This is a genomic window from Thalassospira sp. NFXS8 (assembly GCF_040148805.1).
Lineage (GTDB): Bacteria > Pseudomonadota > Alphaproteobacteria > Rhodospirillales > Thalassospiraceae > Thalassospira.
Genome location: NZ_JAGEMF010000006.1, coordinates 157,774 through 175,901, shown reverse-complemented (window position 1 = coordinate 175,901; position 18,128 = coordinate 157,774). Strand labels below are relative to the sequence as shown.

The window sequence follows — 18,128 nt, the reverse complement described above, 5'->3', positions numbered from 1 at the left end:
TGATGGGGTGAAATTTGGTCGGGCCAATGCAACGACTCCGTTCATTTGCTTGGCTTTTTAGCGTAAAAATCCTTCGATTTTGGGCCTCCCATGTTATAATGCGGCCAACCCAGCCAAAAGGGGTGGGGGTAAGTCGAAAAAATGAATAAAAATCAATTCGTTATATAATTGCAGACAGACGGATAGGACGGGCATGAAGCTGACCATCGAACGCGCGGCTCTGTTAAAATCTCTCACACATGTTCAAAGTGTGGTCGAACGGCGCAATACCATTCCGATTCTGTCCAATATCCTGCTGCGGGCCGAAGAAAATACCTTGTCGCTGACCGCAACCGATATGGACCTTGAGGTAATCGAAACCACCACGGCGGAAGTTTCCGAACCGGGTGCAACGACAACTCCCGCGCATACCCTTTATGAAATTGTGCGCAAATTGCCGGAAGGCTCTCAGGTGCAGATTGCGCTGGAGCCAGGTGCAGGGCGTTTAACCCTGTCGGCGGGCCGGTCGAAATTTAATCTGGCTGTTTTGCCGGTTGATGATTTCCCGGTTATGTCGGGCGGGGATTTGCCGGTCAGCTTTGGTTTGGCTGCGGCCGAATTGCGCGGTCTGATTGATCGGGCTGAATTTGCCATTTCGACGGAAGAAACCCGTTATTACCTGAACGGGATTTATTTTCACGCCGCCGATGCCGAAGGCACGAAAATTTTGCGTGCGGTTGCCACCGACGGCCATCGTCTGGCTCGTGTCGAGGCACCGTTGCCCGATGGTGCTGAAAACATGCCAGGTGTGATTGTGCCGCGTAAAACCGTTGGCGAATTGCGCAAGCTGATCGACGAAACCGGCGAGGCCGTGGATATTGCCTTGTCCGATACCAAAATCCGCTTTGGTTTTGGCAAGGCGGTTCTGACATCCAAGCTGATCGATGGCACCTTCCCCGATTATGAACGCGTGATCCCGTCGGGTAATGACAAAAGCCTGGATCTGGAATGCAAACCGTTTGCCGACGCGGTTGACCGTGTTTCTGCCATTTCGATTGAAAAATCGCGTGCGGTCAAAGTGGTAATGTCAGGCAACACCCTGACCTTATCAGCATCCAGCCCGGAACATGGCACGGCGACCGAAGAACTTGAAATCAATTACGATTCCGATGACATCGAAATTGGTTTTAATTCCCGTTACCTTCTCGACATTGCCAAGCAGGTTAAGGGCGATACCCTGAATCTTTTGATGTCTGACGGGCAGTCGCCGACGATCCTGCGCGATACCGACGATTTGTCGGCATTGTATGTTCTGATGCCGATGCGCGTCTGATCTGCGATTTTCCTGTTGTGGCTTTCCTTGCCCATAATCATCTTATGCAAGACGGTGACCCGATGACAAACCGTCTTGCTGTTTCCCGTCTCGATCTTGGCGATTTTCGCTGTTATGCGCGGCTGCGGCTTGATATCGACGCGGGGCCCGTGGTGTTGACCGGCCCGAACGGGGCCGGAAAAACCAACCTGTTGGAGGCGATCTCGCTTTTGGCACCAGGAAGCGGGTTGCGCCGGGCCAAATTGGGTGAAATTGCCCGAAATGTGCCGGCAACCGATGATGGCAGCGTGCGGGCCTGGGCGGTAAGTGCGCAACTTGAAACGCCTGACGGGCAATATCAGGTTGGGTCCGGGCTTGACCCGCAAGCCTTGCGGCAGGGCCGCGAACGCCGGGCGGTGAAAATTGACGGCGAAGCACAGCGCGGGCAGGCATCGTTGGGCCGGGTATGTGCCGCAGTTTGGCTGACGCCTCAAATGGACCGCCTGTTTCTGGATGGACCATCGGCACGGCGGCGGTTTCTGGATCGGCTGGTATACGGGTTGGACCCGGATCATAGCGGCCGTGTTGCCGCTTTTGAACATGGTTTGCGCAGCCGGGCAAAATTGCTCAAGGCCGGCAAGGCCGATGATAAATGGCTAAATGCCATCGAAGATTCGATGGTGCGCCATGGCATTGCCGTTGTGGTTGCACGTGCCGAATTGCTGGATCGCCTGGTTCGGGCGGGTACCATGGCAATTGGTGCTTTTCCGGCAGCACGTTTGGCGCTGGCGGGAGATTTGGAAAACTGGCTGGAACAGTTTCCGGCTGTAGAAGTTGAAGACCGTATGCGTGCTGCCCTGCGTGACGGGCGGGAACGCGATGCGATGTATGGTGGTGCCGCCGTTGGGCCGCAAAGAAGCGACCTGATGGTGTGGCACGAAGCGAAAAACCAGCCCGCCGCACAATGTTCGACGGGTGAACAAAAGGCGCTGTTGCTGTCAATTGTGATGGCAAATACGCGTTTGCAAAGTCGGGCCCGGGGTGCGGGTCCGCTTTTGTTGCTAGACGAAGTGGTTGCCCATCTTGATGCCGAAAGGCGGGGTGACCTGTTTGACGAAATCGTGGCGCTTGGTGTTCAGGCCTGGATGACAGGTACGGACCGGGCGCTTTTTGATGGTCTGATCGGGCGTGCGCAGTTCTTCCGGGTGGAAGATGCCAGCGTGTCGCCCGAGACGATTTGATCCGTGACTGCCGAGGTTGTGACGCTATGACCAACGAAACAGAAGCTCCGATTGCCGCCGGGATTGATCCGCAGGAATACGGCGCCGAATCCATCAAGGTCCTTCGGGGCCTGGAAGCGGTGCGCAAGCGGCCGGGCATGTATATCGGGGATACCGATGACGGAACCGGTCTGCATCACATGATATACGAGGTGGTCGATAACGCCATCGACGAAGCGCTTGCCGGTCATTGCGATACGGTATGGGTGCAGTTGAACGGTGACGGATCGGCGACGATTCGCGACAACGGCCGTGGGATTCCAACCGATATCCATAAGGAAGAAGGTGTTTCTGCCGCCGAAGTCATTATGACTCAGCTTCATGCCGGCGGTAAGTTCGATCAGAATTCCTATAAGGTTTCCGGTGGTTTGCACGGTGTTGGCATTTCGGTGGTGAATGCCCTGTCAACCTTGCTGAAATTGCGCGTCTGGCGTAACGGCAAAGAATTTTACATGGAATTTTCGGGCGGCGACGCTGTCAAGCCGATGGCCATTGTGGGGGATGCCCCGCTAACCGAGGACGGCACGCCGCTGACCGGGACGGAAGTTACCTTCTATCCTGACGCCGAAATTTTCACGATGACCGAATTTAACCTGCCGACCCTTGAGCATCGCCTGCGCGAACTGGCATTTTTGAATTCCGGCGTCATTCTGACACTGCGTGATGAACGCAGCAGTGATCCAACCGAAATTAAATTGCATTATGAAGGTGGTATTCGCGCGTTTGTTGAATATCTGGATCGTTCAAAAACACGTCAGATTGAGGAATGCGTTTCGATTGTGGGTGAAAAAGACGGGATCACCGTTGAAGTTGCCTTGCAGTGGAACGACAGCTATCACGAAACGACGCTGTGCTTTACCAACAACATTCCCCAGCGCGATGGTGGCACTCACATGGCCGGTTTCCGTGCGGCCCTGACGCGTCAGATCAACAGTTATGCCCAGGAAAGCGGAATCGCCAAAAAGGAAAAGGTTGCGCTTTCGGGGGATGATGCCCGCGAAGGTCTGACCTGTGTGGTGTCCGTCAAGGTGCCGGACCCTAAATTCTCGTCGCAGACCAAAGACAAGCTGGTTTCGTCTGAAGTGCGTCCGGTTGTTGAAAATGTCGTTAATGACAAATTGTCGCAATGGCTGGAAGAACATCCCCAGGATGCCCGCAAGATTGTCAGTAAGGTTGTCGAAGCCGCAACCGCGCGTGAAGCCGCCCGTAAGGCACGCGAACTGACCCGTCGTAAGGGTGCGCTTGATATTTCGTCCCTGCCGGGCAAACTGGCCGATTGCCAGGAACGCGATGCGACCAAAGCCGAATTGTTCATCGTCGAAGGGGACTCCGCAGGCGGGTCGGCCAAGCAGGGCCGCGAACGCGGATTCCAGGCGATTTTGCCATTGCGTGGTAAAATTCTAAACGTTGAACGGGCTCGTTTCGACAAAATGCTGTCGAGCCAGGAAATCGGCACCCTGATTACGGCACTGGGAACCGGCATTGGCCGCGATGATTTCAACATCGAGAAAATCCGCTACCACAAAATCATCATCATGACCGATGCTGACGTCGACGGTGCGCATATTCGAACGTTGCTGTTGACCTTCTTCTATCGTCAGATGCCGGAGATGATTGAACGCGGATATCTTTACATTGCCCAGCCGCCGCTCTATCGCGCCAAACGGGGTAATTCTGTTCAGTATCTTAAGGGTGACCGCGAGATGGAACAGTACCTGACCGCGCAGGGCACCGAAGATGCCCTTTTGAAACTGGCTAACGGAATGCAGTATGCCGGTGCCGATTTGATCCGCATCGTTGAACTGGCGCGTAAAGCCAAGGGATTTTTGGAGCCATTGTCGCTGAAATTGCCAATTTCGGTGCTGGAGCAGGCAGTTTTGGCGGGTGCGCTTAACCCGGCTTTGCTTGATGACGACCAGAAACGTCTGGAATCGGCGCAAACCCTGGCAACCCATCTTGATACCCTGGCCGAAGATTTCGACCGCGGCTGGAAGGGCGAAGCGCCGCTTGACCAGTTGATGGTGTGGCGAATGTTGCGCGGTGTTGAGGAACGCTATGTCATTGATGCCAATATTTTGCGTTCGGCCGAAAGCCGGGCCCTGGCGGGCCTGATTGGTGAACTGCGTGAAGTGTTTGAAGCTGGTGCTGAATTTGGGGCCAAGGACAAGGTCTGGAAAATTCATGGCCCGGTTGATCTGGTTAATGCGGTGATGGAATATGGCCGTCGTGGCATTTCTGTTCAGCGTTATAAAGGTCTGGGCGAAATGAACCCCGATCAGCTGTGGGAAACGACACTGGATCCGAATGTACGTTCGCTGTTGCAGGTGAAAGTTGAACATGCCGATGAAGCCGAAGAGGTCTTTTCGACCCTGATGGGCGACATTGTTGAGCCGCGTCGCGAGTTCATCCAGTCCAACGCGTTGAAAGTCGCCAATCTCGACGTTTGATCGGAATTTTCCACAGATACGATTTCACAGGCCCGCCATTTTGTGGCGGGCCTGTTTGCATTTAAGGGATAAAATGAACAAATTACGCGGGATGCCGAATTAACCGGTGCGCCTGAAATGCCCCCCATAACCCCAGTGTGGCCGCAACACCGCCAATCAGAAAAACCGAGGCATATCCCGAACGGTCAGCAAGCAGGCCGACCACCGGGGCCGTTGCACCATAGGCCAGGTCCTGAAAGGCGGCAAAACCCCCAACAGCTGTTCCACGCAAATGAGGGGGAACCTGTTTGACAACCTCGGATCCCATGGCCGGAAACACCATGGAGCAGCCAATACCGGTGAACAGGGCACCAAGAAAGGCCAGTTCCGGAATGGGGGAAAGCCACAGCAGATATTGCCCCGCAGCTTCGATTGCCAGGGATGCCATCGCGACCGGGGTTCCGCCAATGCGGTCAGGCAGGTGGCCGCAAAACAGCCGCATCGCAACAAAACCGGTGCCAAAACATGTTAGGCCCAGCCCGGCATAGGCCCAGCCACGGCTTAGGAAATAAAGCGAAAAGAATGCCCCCAATGCGGCAAAACCAATGCCTTGCAGGCCAACAACAAGGCCCGCTCGCCAGATACGGCCAATGATTTTCCAAAAGGATTCACGCGGCCCGGCATGGGGCTGAACGGCGGGAAGCCCGTGAATGACCAAAAGCCCGACCAGGGGCAGAAGGATGCAAACCGCCATAAGCCCCGCAAAACCGGCATAATCAAGCAAGGCCAACCCCAATGGGCCACCAGCAGCAAATGACCCATACATCCCCATACCGACCAGAGCGATGACCTTGCCCGAACGGGCAGGCCCCATAAGGCCAATTGCCCAGCTGACCATGCCGACCATGCCCAGGCTTTCGCCCAGACCCAGCAATAACCGGCCCAGGATTAGCAGAACATAGGCACCGGTAACGGGGAGTTGGGGCAGAGCGGAGACAAGGCAGATCACCCCGGCCCCGGCATAAATAACAAGACCGCGCTGCATACAGATTTTACCGCCCAGCCGGTCAGCACTGGCGCCGGTCCGGCTGCGGGTAACAATGGTGGATAAAAAGGCGATGCCAACGGCAAGGCCGCCAAAACTGTTGTTTAGTCCCATGCCATGAACCACATGGATCGGCACAGTGGGAAGAGACATGGCAACCGAAAGATATGAAAGAAAAAGCGCCCCTGTCAGCACAAGAACATAACGATAGGCAGGGTCGAAGCGGGTGGGTTCTGTAATCACATAAAATACTCCGGTAAAATCGGTTAGAGCTGTTTTTCGGGGAGTACGATGTGAATATGCAAACGCACCCTCACCGAACAGGTTCGGCAGATGCGTTGGGTAACGTTAACGCTTACGGCGGGGGGGTGTGTGGCCCACGCAAGAATTATGCGAGATGGATCGTTCCGGTATTGCCGGTTTTAAAAACGTGGCAGGCTGGCTATTTGACCGAACGCCTAGCCTAGGCGCACGGATAATTCGACGTCGTCGTCAAACGGAATCGACATGTATCCCAGTGCAGAAGAACGCACGATTTCAAGATAATAGGGGCTGTAATCGGCATTATCGGCAATAATAAGCGCGCCGGGTTTAAGGTGTTTTTCCACCAGATCCAGAATTTCGGGATACAGACCCTTGGCCCCGTCGAGCAAAACCAGATCAATGGTTTCGGGCAGGTCGTCAGCCAGGGTTTTTAGTGCATCGCCCTGTCGAATTTCAACAAGGTCGATCAGGTTGGCCATAATGAGGTTTTCCTGCGCGCGTTCAACCTTGGAGGGTTCGAACTCGGTCGTGATCAGTTTTCCGCCGCCATTGTCGCGCAGGGCTGCAGCAAGATGCAGGGTGGAAATGCCAAACGATGTGCCAAATTCGACAATGTTGCGGGCATTGCACGCACGGGCCAGCATATAAAGCAAGCTGCCGGTGGCGCGTGATACGGCAAGGGGCTGGTCTTTTAATCGGGTATATAAATCCAGATATTCGGTTTTGCTGTGCATTAACCGGTTTTGTTCGGCTGATGACAATTCGGCAATGCCCGGGCTTTGCAGGGGGGATGTATTGGCAGCTTCGTTAAATAGCCGGTCAAGTAATGGTGCTAGCGGCGGGCTGGTCAGGGTATTTAAGGGGGTCATTTCGGTCTCCGGTTTGGGTCTGGTGCATTCTTGCGCCGCGATAAAAATACGATTAATTATTCGTGTTTCCTATTCGCATTGGCAGGTGCAGTGATGACCGACCCCCGACAGGCGCAGATTTCCTTGCGTCGAAAGCCCAAACAGGCCCGCTCCGCCGACCTGGTCGCGGCGATATTGGAAGCCGCTATTCAGGTTTTGGCCAAAGAAGGGGCGCAGCGTTTTACCACCGCCCGGGTTGCTGAGAAGGCCGGTGTTAGTGTGGGGTCGCTTTATCAGTATTTCCCCAACAAAGCCGCCATCCTGTTTCGGCTGCAAAGCGATGAATGGCAGCAAACCAACGGCTTGTTAATGGGAATATTAAAGGATCGTACCTTGCCCCCGTCCGATCGCCTGCGGGTGCTGGTTCATGCCTTTGTTCGTTCGGAATGTGAAGAAGCCGACATGCGGGTCGCCCTTCATGACGCCGCACCGCTTTATCGCGACGCGCCCGAAGCCCGCATTGCCAAACAAGCAGGCACACAGGCGATACAGGATTTTCTGACCGAAACCCTGCCCGATTGTGACTTTACCACCCGTGAACTGGCCGGTGACTTGATAACAACAACGCTCAGCACAGTGGGAAAGCAGTTTTCGGAAAGCCCGCGAACGGCAGATGAAATGGCGATATATTCCGATGCGATGGCAGATATGCTGTGCGCTTATGTGAACAGTCTGAAATCCGCATGATGCCAAAAATGCTTCGATTGGCGGCAGCGTACTCAAATGTTGCCAATACGTGTCAATACGCAGGATTTGCCAAGGGAATAGCGGGTGCGGCGCGCATTTGCTACTATTTGTTAAGGCATTAGGCGTTTACTCAAAAAAGCAAAATAAACCTGCGATATGAGCGGATTGGGACGTGGACGAAAATAACCAGGTGAAACGAAGTGGCGCAATGGCAGCCCAGGCTGCGTTGCAGGAAATCGAAGAACGCCGTCTGCGTGAAATACGCCGGCGTAAACGACGTATCCGCCTGGCGGCTGCATCGGTTGTTTTGCTGGTGTTAGCCGGTGTTTCAACGGTTGTTACATTGTCAATCCAGACCCAGCTGGATTTCAGCCGCAAGTCCGACCGAAGCCCCGATGTTTTGATTGCAGGATTTGATGGCACGGTAATCAAGAACGTTCAGGGGCATTATAGCCAGGACGTTTCATTAATTACGTTTCCGAAACGACTTCAAAATGTCTTTGTTGCGGCCACTGATCCCGGTTTTTACCATCATTTTGGTGCAGGTTTAAGCGACATTACCCGCATTGTATCGGGCGATCCTGAACCTGGATCTACCCTGACAATGAAGGTTGCCCGCAGTTTTTTCGAGGTGCCCGATACGGGGACCGTACGTAACCTTGAAGAGTTGCTGGTTGCTTTGTGGCTGGAAGCCCGGTTTGATAAAACCACAATTTTACGATCCTACCTGGAGCGCACCTATGTTGGTTCAGGCATTTTCGGGGTAACGGCTGCATCGCGCATTCTGTTCGGGGTGCAGGCGCAGAATATGAGTCTGCATCAGGCGGCGGTTCTGGCTGCTGCAATGAATGATCCCAGGACCCTGAACCCGTTGCATTTCCCGACGGCATCGGCGCATGCGGCCAATATTGTGCTTCAGGAAATGGCGACACAAAAAATGATCGAGCCTGAACAGGTTTCGGCGTTATCGCGCACTGTGCCACAACTTTCACCGCGCATCAGCGAAGACGATTATTCGCAATATGTGATTGATCAGGTGATGGACGAAGTTGCAATTCGGGTTGGTTATACCAGCAAGGATTTGCGGGTGGTTACCAGCATTGACGCCCGCCTGCAAATGATGGCGCAGGATGCGGTAACAGATATCAGCAATTTGCGCCTGAAACCGCGGGGAGCAGACCAGGCCGCATTGCTGGCGATAAGCCCGGATGGGCGGGTACGCGCGATGGTGGGCGGAACAAGCTATGATCCGATGTCGCAAAACCGGGCATGGACTGTGCGCCATTATCCCGGGCGGATGATTAAAATTCTGCCTTATTATTACGCCCTGAATGAAAATCCGGATCCGGCCCAGTGGGTACCCGACAGCCGCAAGGAAATTGAGGGTTGGAAACCGGTTAACCCGGACCGTCAATATCGGGGGCAGGTATCGCTGCGCGATGCCTTTGCCCGTGACGTCAACACTGTTCCTGTCGAACTGACCCACAAATTCGGGCTGGGTAATATGCGCGATTTTGCCGCCGATGTTGGCATTGAAAGCCGCCTGTCTGACGATATTCGTACCGTTGTGGGCCTTGACCCGGTGACATTACCCGATATCGCCCGGTTACATGCCCTGTCGTTAAATGGCGGCGTGACACCCAGAATTACGGTGATTAATTCCATTCGTTCCAGCGCCGAAGGGCAGCCCGTTTTATATCAGCGTAAAACAACAGTACGGGAAAAAACCCTAACTGACGAAGCCATGCTGGCAGTTAACAGTATGCTGGCCGGGGTGACTGACCCGCAGGTAAGGCTGGACCGGCCCTTTGTTGGTTTTGGCGCGTTGGCCGGGCGGGGCAGCGATGCCTGGTTTGCAGGGTTTACCGCCGATCTTTATACCGTGGTCTGGGTGGGCAACGATGATAAAAGCCGCGCCCCTGCCATTCGCCCGGATGTTGATGTTGCGTCACTGTGGCGGTTGTTCATGCTTGATGCATCACAGGGATTTTCGATCCGCTCGGTTGCGCGGGGAACAAGCCAGCGACTGGTGGAAGACGATGGTGTTTCCGACATGTGGAAACGCCATTGGGTTGACCCCAACCCGCCCCTGGCAAACGAACCGTAAAAGACAGAAAATATGGAATGTCGCGTGCCGGTTTTGAAAAATGCCGGACGATGACGGGGGGCGCCGGGACTGTTTTGTTTGGTTTATTGCGGTGTTTTTATCGTACCGGGTGGCGTGTTGGCGTGTGAGTATTTCGCATGTTGTTGTGTCAGGGTTTAATTGTTCAAATTTTGAACAACCCCTGGATCGTCTGTGTTAAGCTGCGCACGTTTTGAGGGGTATGGGGCATAAACAGGGGATTTAAAAATCTTCAGGACTTTGGCAGGTGATTATGCCGTTTAAGCCGTCCGGTTTCGGCTTTTGGGGCTTGTCTTCATCAGATGCGTGTTATTGCCTGTCTGAGCGTGTTTATAAAACATGGTTTCTTAGGAAAATGATGTTTTATTGATAGCGCGGTGCGTAATGGTTTACCTATGCTTGCAAAATGCCAAACAGGCGGATTTTCCCCGTTCTGGACGGTAAATTACGTGCCCATCCCCGTGTTTTTCAGGTTTCGAGGACGATTTTGGCGAAGCGACCCACCCGTAATTCATCTCCGGCACCCAGACGTCGGGCATCGCGTAGCTCTTCGGGCCAGTCGTCTTCGCGTAAACGTCGCCGTGGGGGAAAAAAACGGTCTTTTGGCGCGATCCTGATGTCCTTTGTACCCCGTCCGATGTTGTTGGCGCAGATCATGATGGTTCTGGCCGTTTGGGCGGTGGTGCTGTGTGGCGGGCTTACGGCGTATTACGGCTATGATTTAACCAGCAAAATTGATTTTGATGTTGCAACCCAGCGCAAGCCGCTGGTGCGTATCATGAGCCTCGACGGGGTAAATCTGGCGAATTACGGAGATCGTTATGGTCACCCGGTTGAGGTCGGTGATCTTCCCGATTATGTCGGTCAGGCTTTTGTCTCGATCGAGGATCGGCGGTTTTATCATCATTTCGGTATCGATCTTATTGGCATAACCCGTGCGCTTGTAACCAATATCTGGCGGGGGCACATTGCCGAGGGCGGCAGCACCATTACCCAGCAGCTGGCAAAGAACCTGTTTTTATCACCCGAGCGCAGTTATGGCCGCAAGGTGGAAGAAGTTTTATTGTCGCTGTGGCTGGAGGTGAAATTTTCCAAACGGCAAATTCTGTCGCTGTATTTGAACCGTATTTATTTCGGGTCGGGCGTTTACGGGATAGACGCGGCATCACGGCAGTATTTTGGTGTCGATCCTCGACGGTTAACGCTGTATCAGGCGGCTGTGCTGGCTGGGCTGCCCAAGGCGCCCAGCCGCTATAACCCGCTTGTGGCCCCGGCTCAGGCGGCCAAACGTGCCAATCAGGTGATCGATGCAATGCTTGATACCGGCGTGATCAGCAAACAGCAGGCCCGCACCAATCAGTATAAAAGTGTGACAACCGCGAATGTGGCGCGTGGCGGGCCGAATGTGCGCTATTTTACCGACTGGATTTTGGACCGGGTGACCGACTATGTCGGGTATCACGACCAGGATATGGTGGTGTATACGACGCTGGATTCCAACTTACAAAGTTCAGCGGAAGACGCCGTTAACCGGGTGCTGGACAGCAAGGAGGCCGAAAAGCGCAGGGCCGGTCAGGCGGCCCTTGTTGCCATGACGCCGGATGGTTCCGTCCGCGCGATGGTCGGGGGGAAGAACTTTTTTGAAAGCCAGTATAACCGGGTAACACAGGCTAAACGCCAGCCCGGATCGGTGTTTAAACTGTTTGTTTATCTGGCCGCGCTGGAAGATGAAATGCGCGCCGATGACTGGATGCGCGATGAACCCTATAGCGTTAATGGCTGGAGCCCGCGCAACTTTGACCGTCAGCATCATGGTACGATGTCATTGCGTGACGCGGTGGCAACATCGAACAATACCATTGCGGTTGAAGTTGCAATGAAAACCGGCCTGAACAAGGTTATTGATATTGCCCACAAGCTGGGTGTGTCGTCCGACCTGCCAGCCGAACCCAGCCTTGCCCTGGGGACCAGCGAAGTTACATTGCTGGAAATGACATCGGCCTATGCCATCGTGTCAAACGGTGGCTTTAATATTATTCCCCACGCCATCACCAGGATCGTTGGCCAGGATGGCAAGGTTTTGTATGAACGCGAAGGCGGGTATTTAACGCGCGTGTTAAACCCGGTTACCGCTGGTGAAATGAACAATATGCTGGCGGCCGTGATGGCGAAGGGTACGGGGAAAAATGCCCTGCTGGACCGCCCGGCTGCGGGTAAAACCGGTACCACATCGGATTATCGCGATGCCTGGTTTGTTGGTTATACCGCCGATCTGGTGGCCGGTGTGTGGATGGGCAATGATAACGGATCACCGATGGACGAAGTCACAGGGGGTGGTTTACCCGCCCATATGTGGAAATCCTTTATGTTGCACGCCCATCAGGATTTGCCGGTGCGGTCATTGGGCAAGGCGGCCCTGATGCGGGCCATCCGTATGGGCGAGGACGATAGCTGGAAAAAGTTTAATTCCGGCTTTAGCGGCGGGCACAAATAGCCATAGACCTATCGTGATGATAACTTTCCAGCGACAGGTTACATTATTGCCTGTTTTTTAGGGGCAGGATTGTGGCGGGTATGTTTATGGCCTGTGCCGGCACATGTATCGAAAAAAGAGGCCGGATGTCGGTTGGCGACAATCCGGCCCAAGGAAGGCATTAACAGTTCCGAAAGGGAGAATCCGGAACCGCTGGAAAGACCTTGATAAGCGCCTTGATCTGGGGTGGACGCGGGGAGGTGTCGTGCATGCAGATCAAGGGGGTGTCACGTTATCAAAGCCGGATCAGGACGGGGTTTTCACCGCCTGATGACCCAACTTCTCCAGGAAAGCCAGGCATTCGTCGAGTTGGGATATCTCGACAAATTCGTTGCGTTTGTGGGCTTGTGTGATCGAGCCGGGGCCGCAAATGATGGACGGAATATTGCCCTGCTTCTCAAAGATCCCGCCTTCGGACCCATAGGAAACCTTGCCGGAAACTTCGCCGATGATGTTACGGACAAAGGCAAAACTTTCGGCATCGGTGCAGTCACCCATGCCCGGATAATGAAAGATTTCTTCCCATTCAAAACCGGTATCGGCTTCGCGGGCTTTCATTTCGGTTTCAAGCGTTTCCGTCACACGGGCCTTGATCTGTTCAATTACGCTGGCGGCATCGTGGTCGGGCAGGTGGCGAATTTCAAAGGTAAACTCGCAGCAATCAGGCGTCACATTGGTGGCTGTACCGCCAGAAATGGTGGTGGTCAGCATCGTGCTGTGCGGCACGGTAAAATCGGGGTCAAACGGGCCATTGGTTTCAAATTCGCGGGCGACATCGGAAATAAGGGCAATGGCACGCGAGGCATATTCAATGGCATTGACGTGATGGGGCGCAAAGGACGAATGCCCGGCGGTGCCTGTAACGGTCACACGCATGGAATATTTGCCCTTTTGGCCGTTAATCACCTTCATTTCTGTCGGTTCGCCAATAACAGCCAGGCGCGGCGGATGATCAATTTTTGCCAGATGATCCACCATGCTGCCAACACCAAGGCAGCCCACTTCTTCATCGTAAGACAGGCACAAATGAAACGGGATCGCCAGATCCTGTTTGACGAGTTCCGGGATTAGCGCCAACGCGCAGGCGGCAAAGCCTTTCATGTCGGCAGTACCACGGCCAAACAGTTTGCCGTCGCGTTCGGTCATGTCAAAGGCGGGGCTGACCCATCCTTTTTCAAGGGCCGGGACAACGTCGGTATGGCCTGACAAAACAATGCCGGGCACGTCTTTGGGGCCGATGGTGGCCAGCAAATTGGCCTTCTCACCGGTTTCATCATAAAACAGCGTGGTTTCAATGTCGTATTGGGCAAGGTAATCCTGCACATAACGAATGAGACCGAGATTCGAGTTCTTGCTGGTCGTGTCGAACGCCACCAGCTTGCCCAGAATATCAATGGCAAGGTGCAGGCGGGACATGTTTGTCTGGGTCATTTTTTTCAGCTTCTCGTGTCTCGAATTAATTGGCGGCGCGCACAGTGCTGCGCCATTTTTGCCATTCGCGGCGAATGGTCAGGGCCACGAACAGAATGGTCAGGGCAAAGAAGCCCCAGGAAATCCATGACTGGAAGAAAACACCAAGGTCACCGCGCGAAATCGCCAGCGAGCGGCGCATATTGTCTTCAAACATCGGGCCAAGGATAAAGGCGATCAGGAACGGGGCGGCAGGGATGTTCAGCACCATCATGATAAAGCCGACAATCCCCATGACCAACAGCACGGCCACGTCAAACGGGCTGGATGCCACCGAATAGATGCCAAACACGCACAGAATAACGATGCAGGGCAGCAGCAATTGCTGCGGAATGCGCGAGATTTTGGCAAAGCCGCTGGCGGTCAGTTTACCGGCAACAAACAGGAAGACCGAACTAAACAGCATGCCAATAAACAGCGAATAAACTTCGCCGATATTGTTCTGGAATAACAGGGGGCCGGGGGTCAGGCCGTGGATCATGAAGGCACCCAGCATCACACCGGTAATCACGTCACCCGGAACGCCAAGGGCCAGAAGCGGGATCATGGTCGCCCCGCAGCAGCCGTTATTGGCCGATTCAGATGCGGCAATGCCTTCAAGTTCGCCTTCGCCAAACCGGTCGCCATTTTTCGAGGTGCGCCGCGCTTCGCTATAGGAAAAGAACGCCGCCGTTGACGGGCCAATACCGGGAATGGCACCCAGAATAACGCCGATAAAGCTGCCCCGGATGATGGATTTCAGGCTACCGCGAAATTCCTTCATGGTCAGGCGGTTGTCGCCCAGTTTCATGGCCTGAGTGTTTTCCTCGGGGCGGAAAACGGCAAGTTTCAGCATTTCGGGCAGGGCAAACAGACCGATCAGAACCGGCACAACGCCAAGGCCGCTTTTCATATCTTCGGTCATGGCGAAACGGAAGGACCCGTACATATCTTCGCCAACGGTTGCCAGCAACAGGCCAAGGCAGGCCGCAACAATGCCTAGCAGCAGCGAACGCCCGGAAATACTGGCGACAATGGTTAGCGAGAACGCCATCAGCATAAAATATTCCGGCGGGCCCACACGCAGGGCAAAAATCGCCAGCGGGGCGGCCAGAAAGATTAGCGAGATGTTGGAAATAAAGTCGCCAATACAGCTTGAAACCAGCGCCATATTGAGCGCCTTGCCGCCTTTGCCTTCACGGGCCAGCGGGTAACCGTCCAGCACGGTACAGGCCGCCGATGCGGTACCCGGCGTTTTGATCAGGATGGCCGAAATCGAGCCGCCATAGGTGGACCCTTTATAGAGGGCAACCAACAGCAAAAGGCTGGTGACGGGCGGCATATAAAAGGTAAAGGGCAGGGCCAGCGTTACGGCCATTGTGCCGGTCATGCCGGGGATTGCACCAATAATGACTCCACCCCAGATCCCGGCAGCCATAACGATAAAATTGGGCAGGGTTGCGACAGCGGCAAAGGCGCCAAGCAATTCATTCCACATGGTGTTTTCTCGTCAGATCAAATGCAGCAGACGGGCAAGGGAAAACCATTTGCCGTGCGGGAAGGGGGTGTGGGTGATTTCGGTGAAAACCACATACAGAAAAATCGGAAAAATAATACTCAGCCCGATCATCCATGCCTTGCGCGAAAAATCGCCGGTCATGATGAAAAGGAAGGCCAGCAACACGATGGTTGCGGTCAGAAAACCGATTTTCGGCATCAGATAAACAAAGGCGGTAAAGCCAATGATCATGCAGATGAAACGATAGACAAAAATACGGTTGGCATACAGATAGGCACCAATCGATGTAATCTGGTCGCTGGAGCGGCGGCGCATTTTCGGCACCGCCAGACCCAGGGCCAACACCCCCATAACAAGGCCGACCCAGCCAATAACGCGGGGCCACATGTCAGGGGGTGGGGCAAACCCCGGAATAAAGGACGGAACCCGAACATAAACCGGGATCAGAACAAACAGAACAAGGGCAAAAAATGCCGTTGCTACCAGTCCGGTATAAAAATCGCGGTTGGGGATCATGGTTCCGCCTCGCATCCTAAAAACGGGGTAAAATTTTACTGGATATAGCCAAATTTCTTGGCCAGGCCATGATACAGGTTGAACTGCGATTCGACATAGGCTGACGGATCTTCATCACCGATAACCGAGATGGAGCCGCGTTTTGCCGCCAGATCAAGCCATTGTTCGTTGGTCGCAACCTTGCCCAGAATGTCTTTCCATTTGGCAACAACATCTTCCGGCAGGCCCTTCGGCGCGTACAGGCCGCTCCAGCCGCCAACCTGTGCTGCGGTGGCATAACCCAGTTCCTTTGCCGTCGGAACGTCGGGCAAATCAGCCATACGTTTCGGGGCATAAACCATCAGCGGGCGCATTTTGCCGGCCTGGATGTGGGGCATCAGCGAACCGGCCGAAATGGCCAGGAAGTCAACATGGCCACCCAAAAGGGCCGCTGCCAATGCTCCGCCGCCTTTATAGGGCACCAGGGTCGATGCGCTTAACGGGTCAAGACCGGCATCAGAAAGCAGTGCCTGAACCGAAAAACCGTCAATCGCGGTCGGGCCGGATGCAGCATAGGTGGTTGCACCGTTGCTTTCCTTGATTTTGGCAAGCAGGTCATCAACCGTTTTGATATCGGATTCGGCATTAACAGCCAAAATCATCGGGGTTGCTTCGAGAATGCCAAGGAAAGTGTAATCGTTCCAGGCAACCGGGCTGTCGGTATAAACAGCGGGGTAAAGTGCCATGCCAACGCGCGACAACAACAGGGTGTAACCGTCCGGGTCGGATTCGGTGACGAAACGTGCGCCGTTCATGCCGCCATTACCGGTTTTATTCACAACAATGACCGGCTGTTCGTTGGTGTAGTTGCGCGCAGTTTCTGCAAGCGCACGACCAGCAAGGTCAGAGGCGCCGCCAGCGCCATAAGGAACAACAAGAGTAATGGCTTTTTCCGGGTAGGAATCAGCTTGTGCTGCGGACGTGAATGCCGTTGCGGCCGCAAGGGCTGCAACACCCAGTGCAGCTTTCTTCAGATGATGAAACATTTTCATGTCTCCCTGGAGGTGGTGGCGTTATTGCCAAGTGATGCTTTTTGTTTTGTGTCTGAAACATGGCAAACTATAACTATTGAAGCAAAAAATTAATTTCAGTATTACTTATGTAAATACTGAAACCTATGCAGAGGGGGTGGCATGAATTTGCGTGAACTGGAAAGTTTTAATGCTTTCATGACCTATGGCACCGTCAGCAAAGCGGCCGAGGCGATGAATATCAGCCAGCCAATGGTTAGCCGGATGTTGGCGAACCTTGAAAAATCGGTGGGATTTGCGTTGTTTATCCGTAAACGCAACCAACTGGTTGCAACCGAGGAGGCCGTCCAGTTCCATCACACGGTATTGCGCACCCTGAACGGTTTTCGCGACCTTGAAAGCAGTGCGCGGGCCATTGCCAACCAGCAGCTTGGCAGCATTCGCATTGCCGCCCAGCCGATATATGTTGATACCTATCTTTTGGATGTTATCGCCAAATTCAAGGCGTTACACCCTAACGTGTCGGTCAGCATCACCGATTCCGGGATGGAAGGCATACTGGAAATGGTGACATCGCGAAATTGCGACCTGGGTATTGGCATTACGCTGGACCTGATGGATCGCGATGTAGCGATGATGCGCCTGGCCAAATGTCGCGCTGTTTGCCTGATGCCGCGCGATCATCGCCTTGCCGGGTTTGAAACCATTGATATTGATTTGCTGCGCGGCGAAAAATTTATCGAGCTTAGCAACGGCAGTCCGCTACGTACCAAGGTTGATTATATTTTTCAAATTGCCGGGCGCTTGCGCCATATCGCGGTCGAGGCACGCACGGTGCGCACCATTTCCCGGCTGGTAGAACGTAATGTCGGTATCGCGATCAGCGATCCGTTTGCCGCCTTGCTGGTCGATCAGGACCGGGTGGTGGCGCGCCCCCTGACCCCGGAAATTTCGTGGGATGTGGCGGTGTTTCATGCCAACCGCGAATTATCAAACGTGCAGCGCAGTTTTTTGGCGTTTCTGCGCGACGAATTGCCGCATCTGCGCGATGCAGGATGTGTGCTTTAACCACGCC

At 54.2% G+C, this 18,128-nt stretch carries 13 protein-coding genes; 7 read left to right on the top strand and 6 right to left on the bottom strand.

Annotated features, from left to right (window positions below; all coding sequences use genetic code 11):
* Positions 1–193: 193 nt before the first annotated feature.
* The 3 genes from dnaN to gyrB all read left to right on the top strand — a co-directional run bounded on the left by dnaN (position 194) and on the right by gyrB (position 5,018).
* Positions 194–1,312: a DNA polymerase III subunit beta gene (gene dnaN / locus J4E05_RS22650; RefSeq protein WP_085587629.1), complete on the top strand. Its 1,119-nt coding sequence runs from the start codon at positions 194–196 to the stop codon at positions 1,310–1,312.
* Between the two features lie 62 nt (positions 1,313–1,374).
* Positions 1,375–2,532 carry a DNA replication/repair protein RecF gene (gene recF / locus J4E05_RS22645; RefSeq protein ID WP_085587631.1) on the top strand — a complete coding sequence of 386 codons (1,158 nt, stop codon included), beginning with the start codon at positions 1,375–1,377 and terminating at the stop codon, positions 2,530–2,532.
* A gap of 26 nt (positions 2,533–2,558) precedes the next feature.
* Positions 2,559–5,018: a DNA topoisomerase (ATP-hydrolyzing) subunit B gene (gene gyrB / locus J4E05_RS22640; protein ID WP_085587633.1), complete on the top strand. Its 2,460-nt coding sequence runs from the start codon at positions 2,559–2,561 to the stop codon at positions 5,016–5,018.
* 82 nt (positions 5,019–5,100) lie between these two features.
* Here gyrB and J4E05_RS22635 read toward each other — a convergent pair whose 3' ends face one another.
* Together J4E05_RS22635 and J4E05_RS22630 are read right to left on the bottom strand one after the other, a co-directional pair.
* Positions 5,101–6,285, bottom strand: a complete 1,185-nt coding sequence (locus tag J4E05_RS22635; protein ID WP_349600429.1) for an arabinose transporter — start codon at positions 6,283–6,285, stop codon at positions 5,101–5,103.
* Positions 6,286–6,500: 215 nt separating this feature from the next.
* A complete protein-coding gene (locus tag J4E05_RS22630; protein WP_349600426.1) occupies positions 6,501–7,175 on the bottom strand; it encodes an O-methyltransferase in 675 nt (224 codons plus the stop codon).
* Positions 7,176–7,268: 93 nt separating this feature from the next.
* Here J4E05_RS22630 and J4E05_RS22625 point away from each other — a divergent pair, with 93 nt between their 5' ends.
* From J4E05_RS22625 to J4E05_RS22615, 3 genes are all read left to right on the top strand, one after another.
* A complete protein-coding gene (locus J4E05_RS22625) occupies positions 7,269–7,901 on the top strand; it encodes a TetR/AcrR family transcriptional regulator (RefSeq protein ID WP_349600423.1) in 633 nt (210 codons plus the stop codon).
* A gap of 172 nt (positions 7,902–8,073) precedes the next feature.
* On the top strand, positions 8,074–10,008 hold the full coding sequence (locus J4E05_RS22620; RefSeq protein ID WP_349600420.1) for a transglycosylase domain-containing protein: 1,935 nt from the start codon (positions 8,074–8,076) through the stop codon (positions 10,006–10,008).
* 634 nt (positions 10,009–10,642) lie between these two features.
* Positions 10,643–12,520 carry a transglycosylase domain-containing protein gene (locus J4E05_RS22615; RefSeq protein ID WP_349600417.1) on the top strand — a complete coding sequence of 626 codons (1,878 nt, stop codon included), beginning with the start codon at positions 10,643–10,645 and terminating at the stop codon, positions 12,518–12,520.
* A 285-nt stretch (positions 12,521–12,805) separates the two neighbouring features.
* Here J4E05_RS22615 and argE read toward each other — a convergent pair whose 3' ends face one another.
* Genes argE through J4E05_RS22595 form a run of 4 tightly spaced genes read right to left on the bottom strand, consistent with a single transcriptional unit; the run spans position 12,806 to position 17,068 of the window.
* Positions 12,806–13,990, bottom strand: coding sequence for an acetylornithine deacetylase (gene argE / locus J4E05_RS22610; RefSeq protein ID WP_349600414.1), 1,185 nt, complete (start codon positions 13,988–13,990; stop codon positions 12,806–12,808).
* Positions 13,991–14,015: 25 nt separating this feature from the next.
* Entirely contained in the window at positions 14,016–15,506 is a 1,491-nt protein-coding gene (locus J4E05_RS22605) for a tripartite tricarboxylate transporter permease (RefSeq protein WP_349600411.1), read from the bottom strand.
* 12 nt (positions 15,507–15,518) lie between these two features.
* Positions 15,519–16,043 (bottom strand): tripartite tricarboxylate transporter TctB family protein, encoded by a 525-nt coding sequence (locus J4E05_RS22600; protein ID WP_085587647.1) that lies wholly within the window; start codon positions 16,041–16,043, stop codon positions 15,519–15,521.
* Between the two features lie 35 nt (positions 16,044–16,078).
* Entirely contained in the window at positions 16,079–17,068 is a 990-nt protein-coding gene (locus tag J4E05_RS22595) for a Bug family tripartite tricarboxylate transporter substrate binding protein (protein WP_085587754.1), read from the bottom strand.
* A 147-nt stretch (positions 17,069–17,215) separates the two neighbouring features.
* On the opposite strand from J4E05_RS22595, the gene J4E05_RS22590 reads away from it, so the two are divergent.
* Entirely contained in the window at positions 17,216–18,121 is a 906-nt protein-coding gene (locus J4E05_RS22590; protein ID WP_085587649.1) for a LysR family transcriptional regulator, read from the top strand.
* Positions 18,122–18,128: the final 7 nt, after the last annotated feature.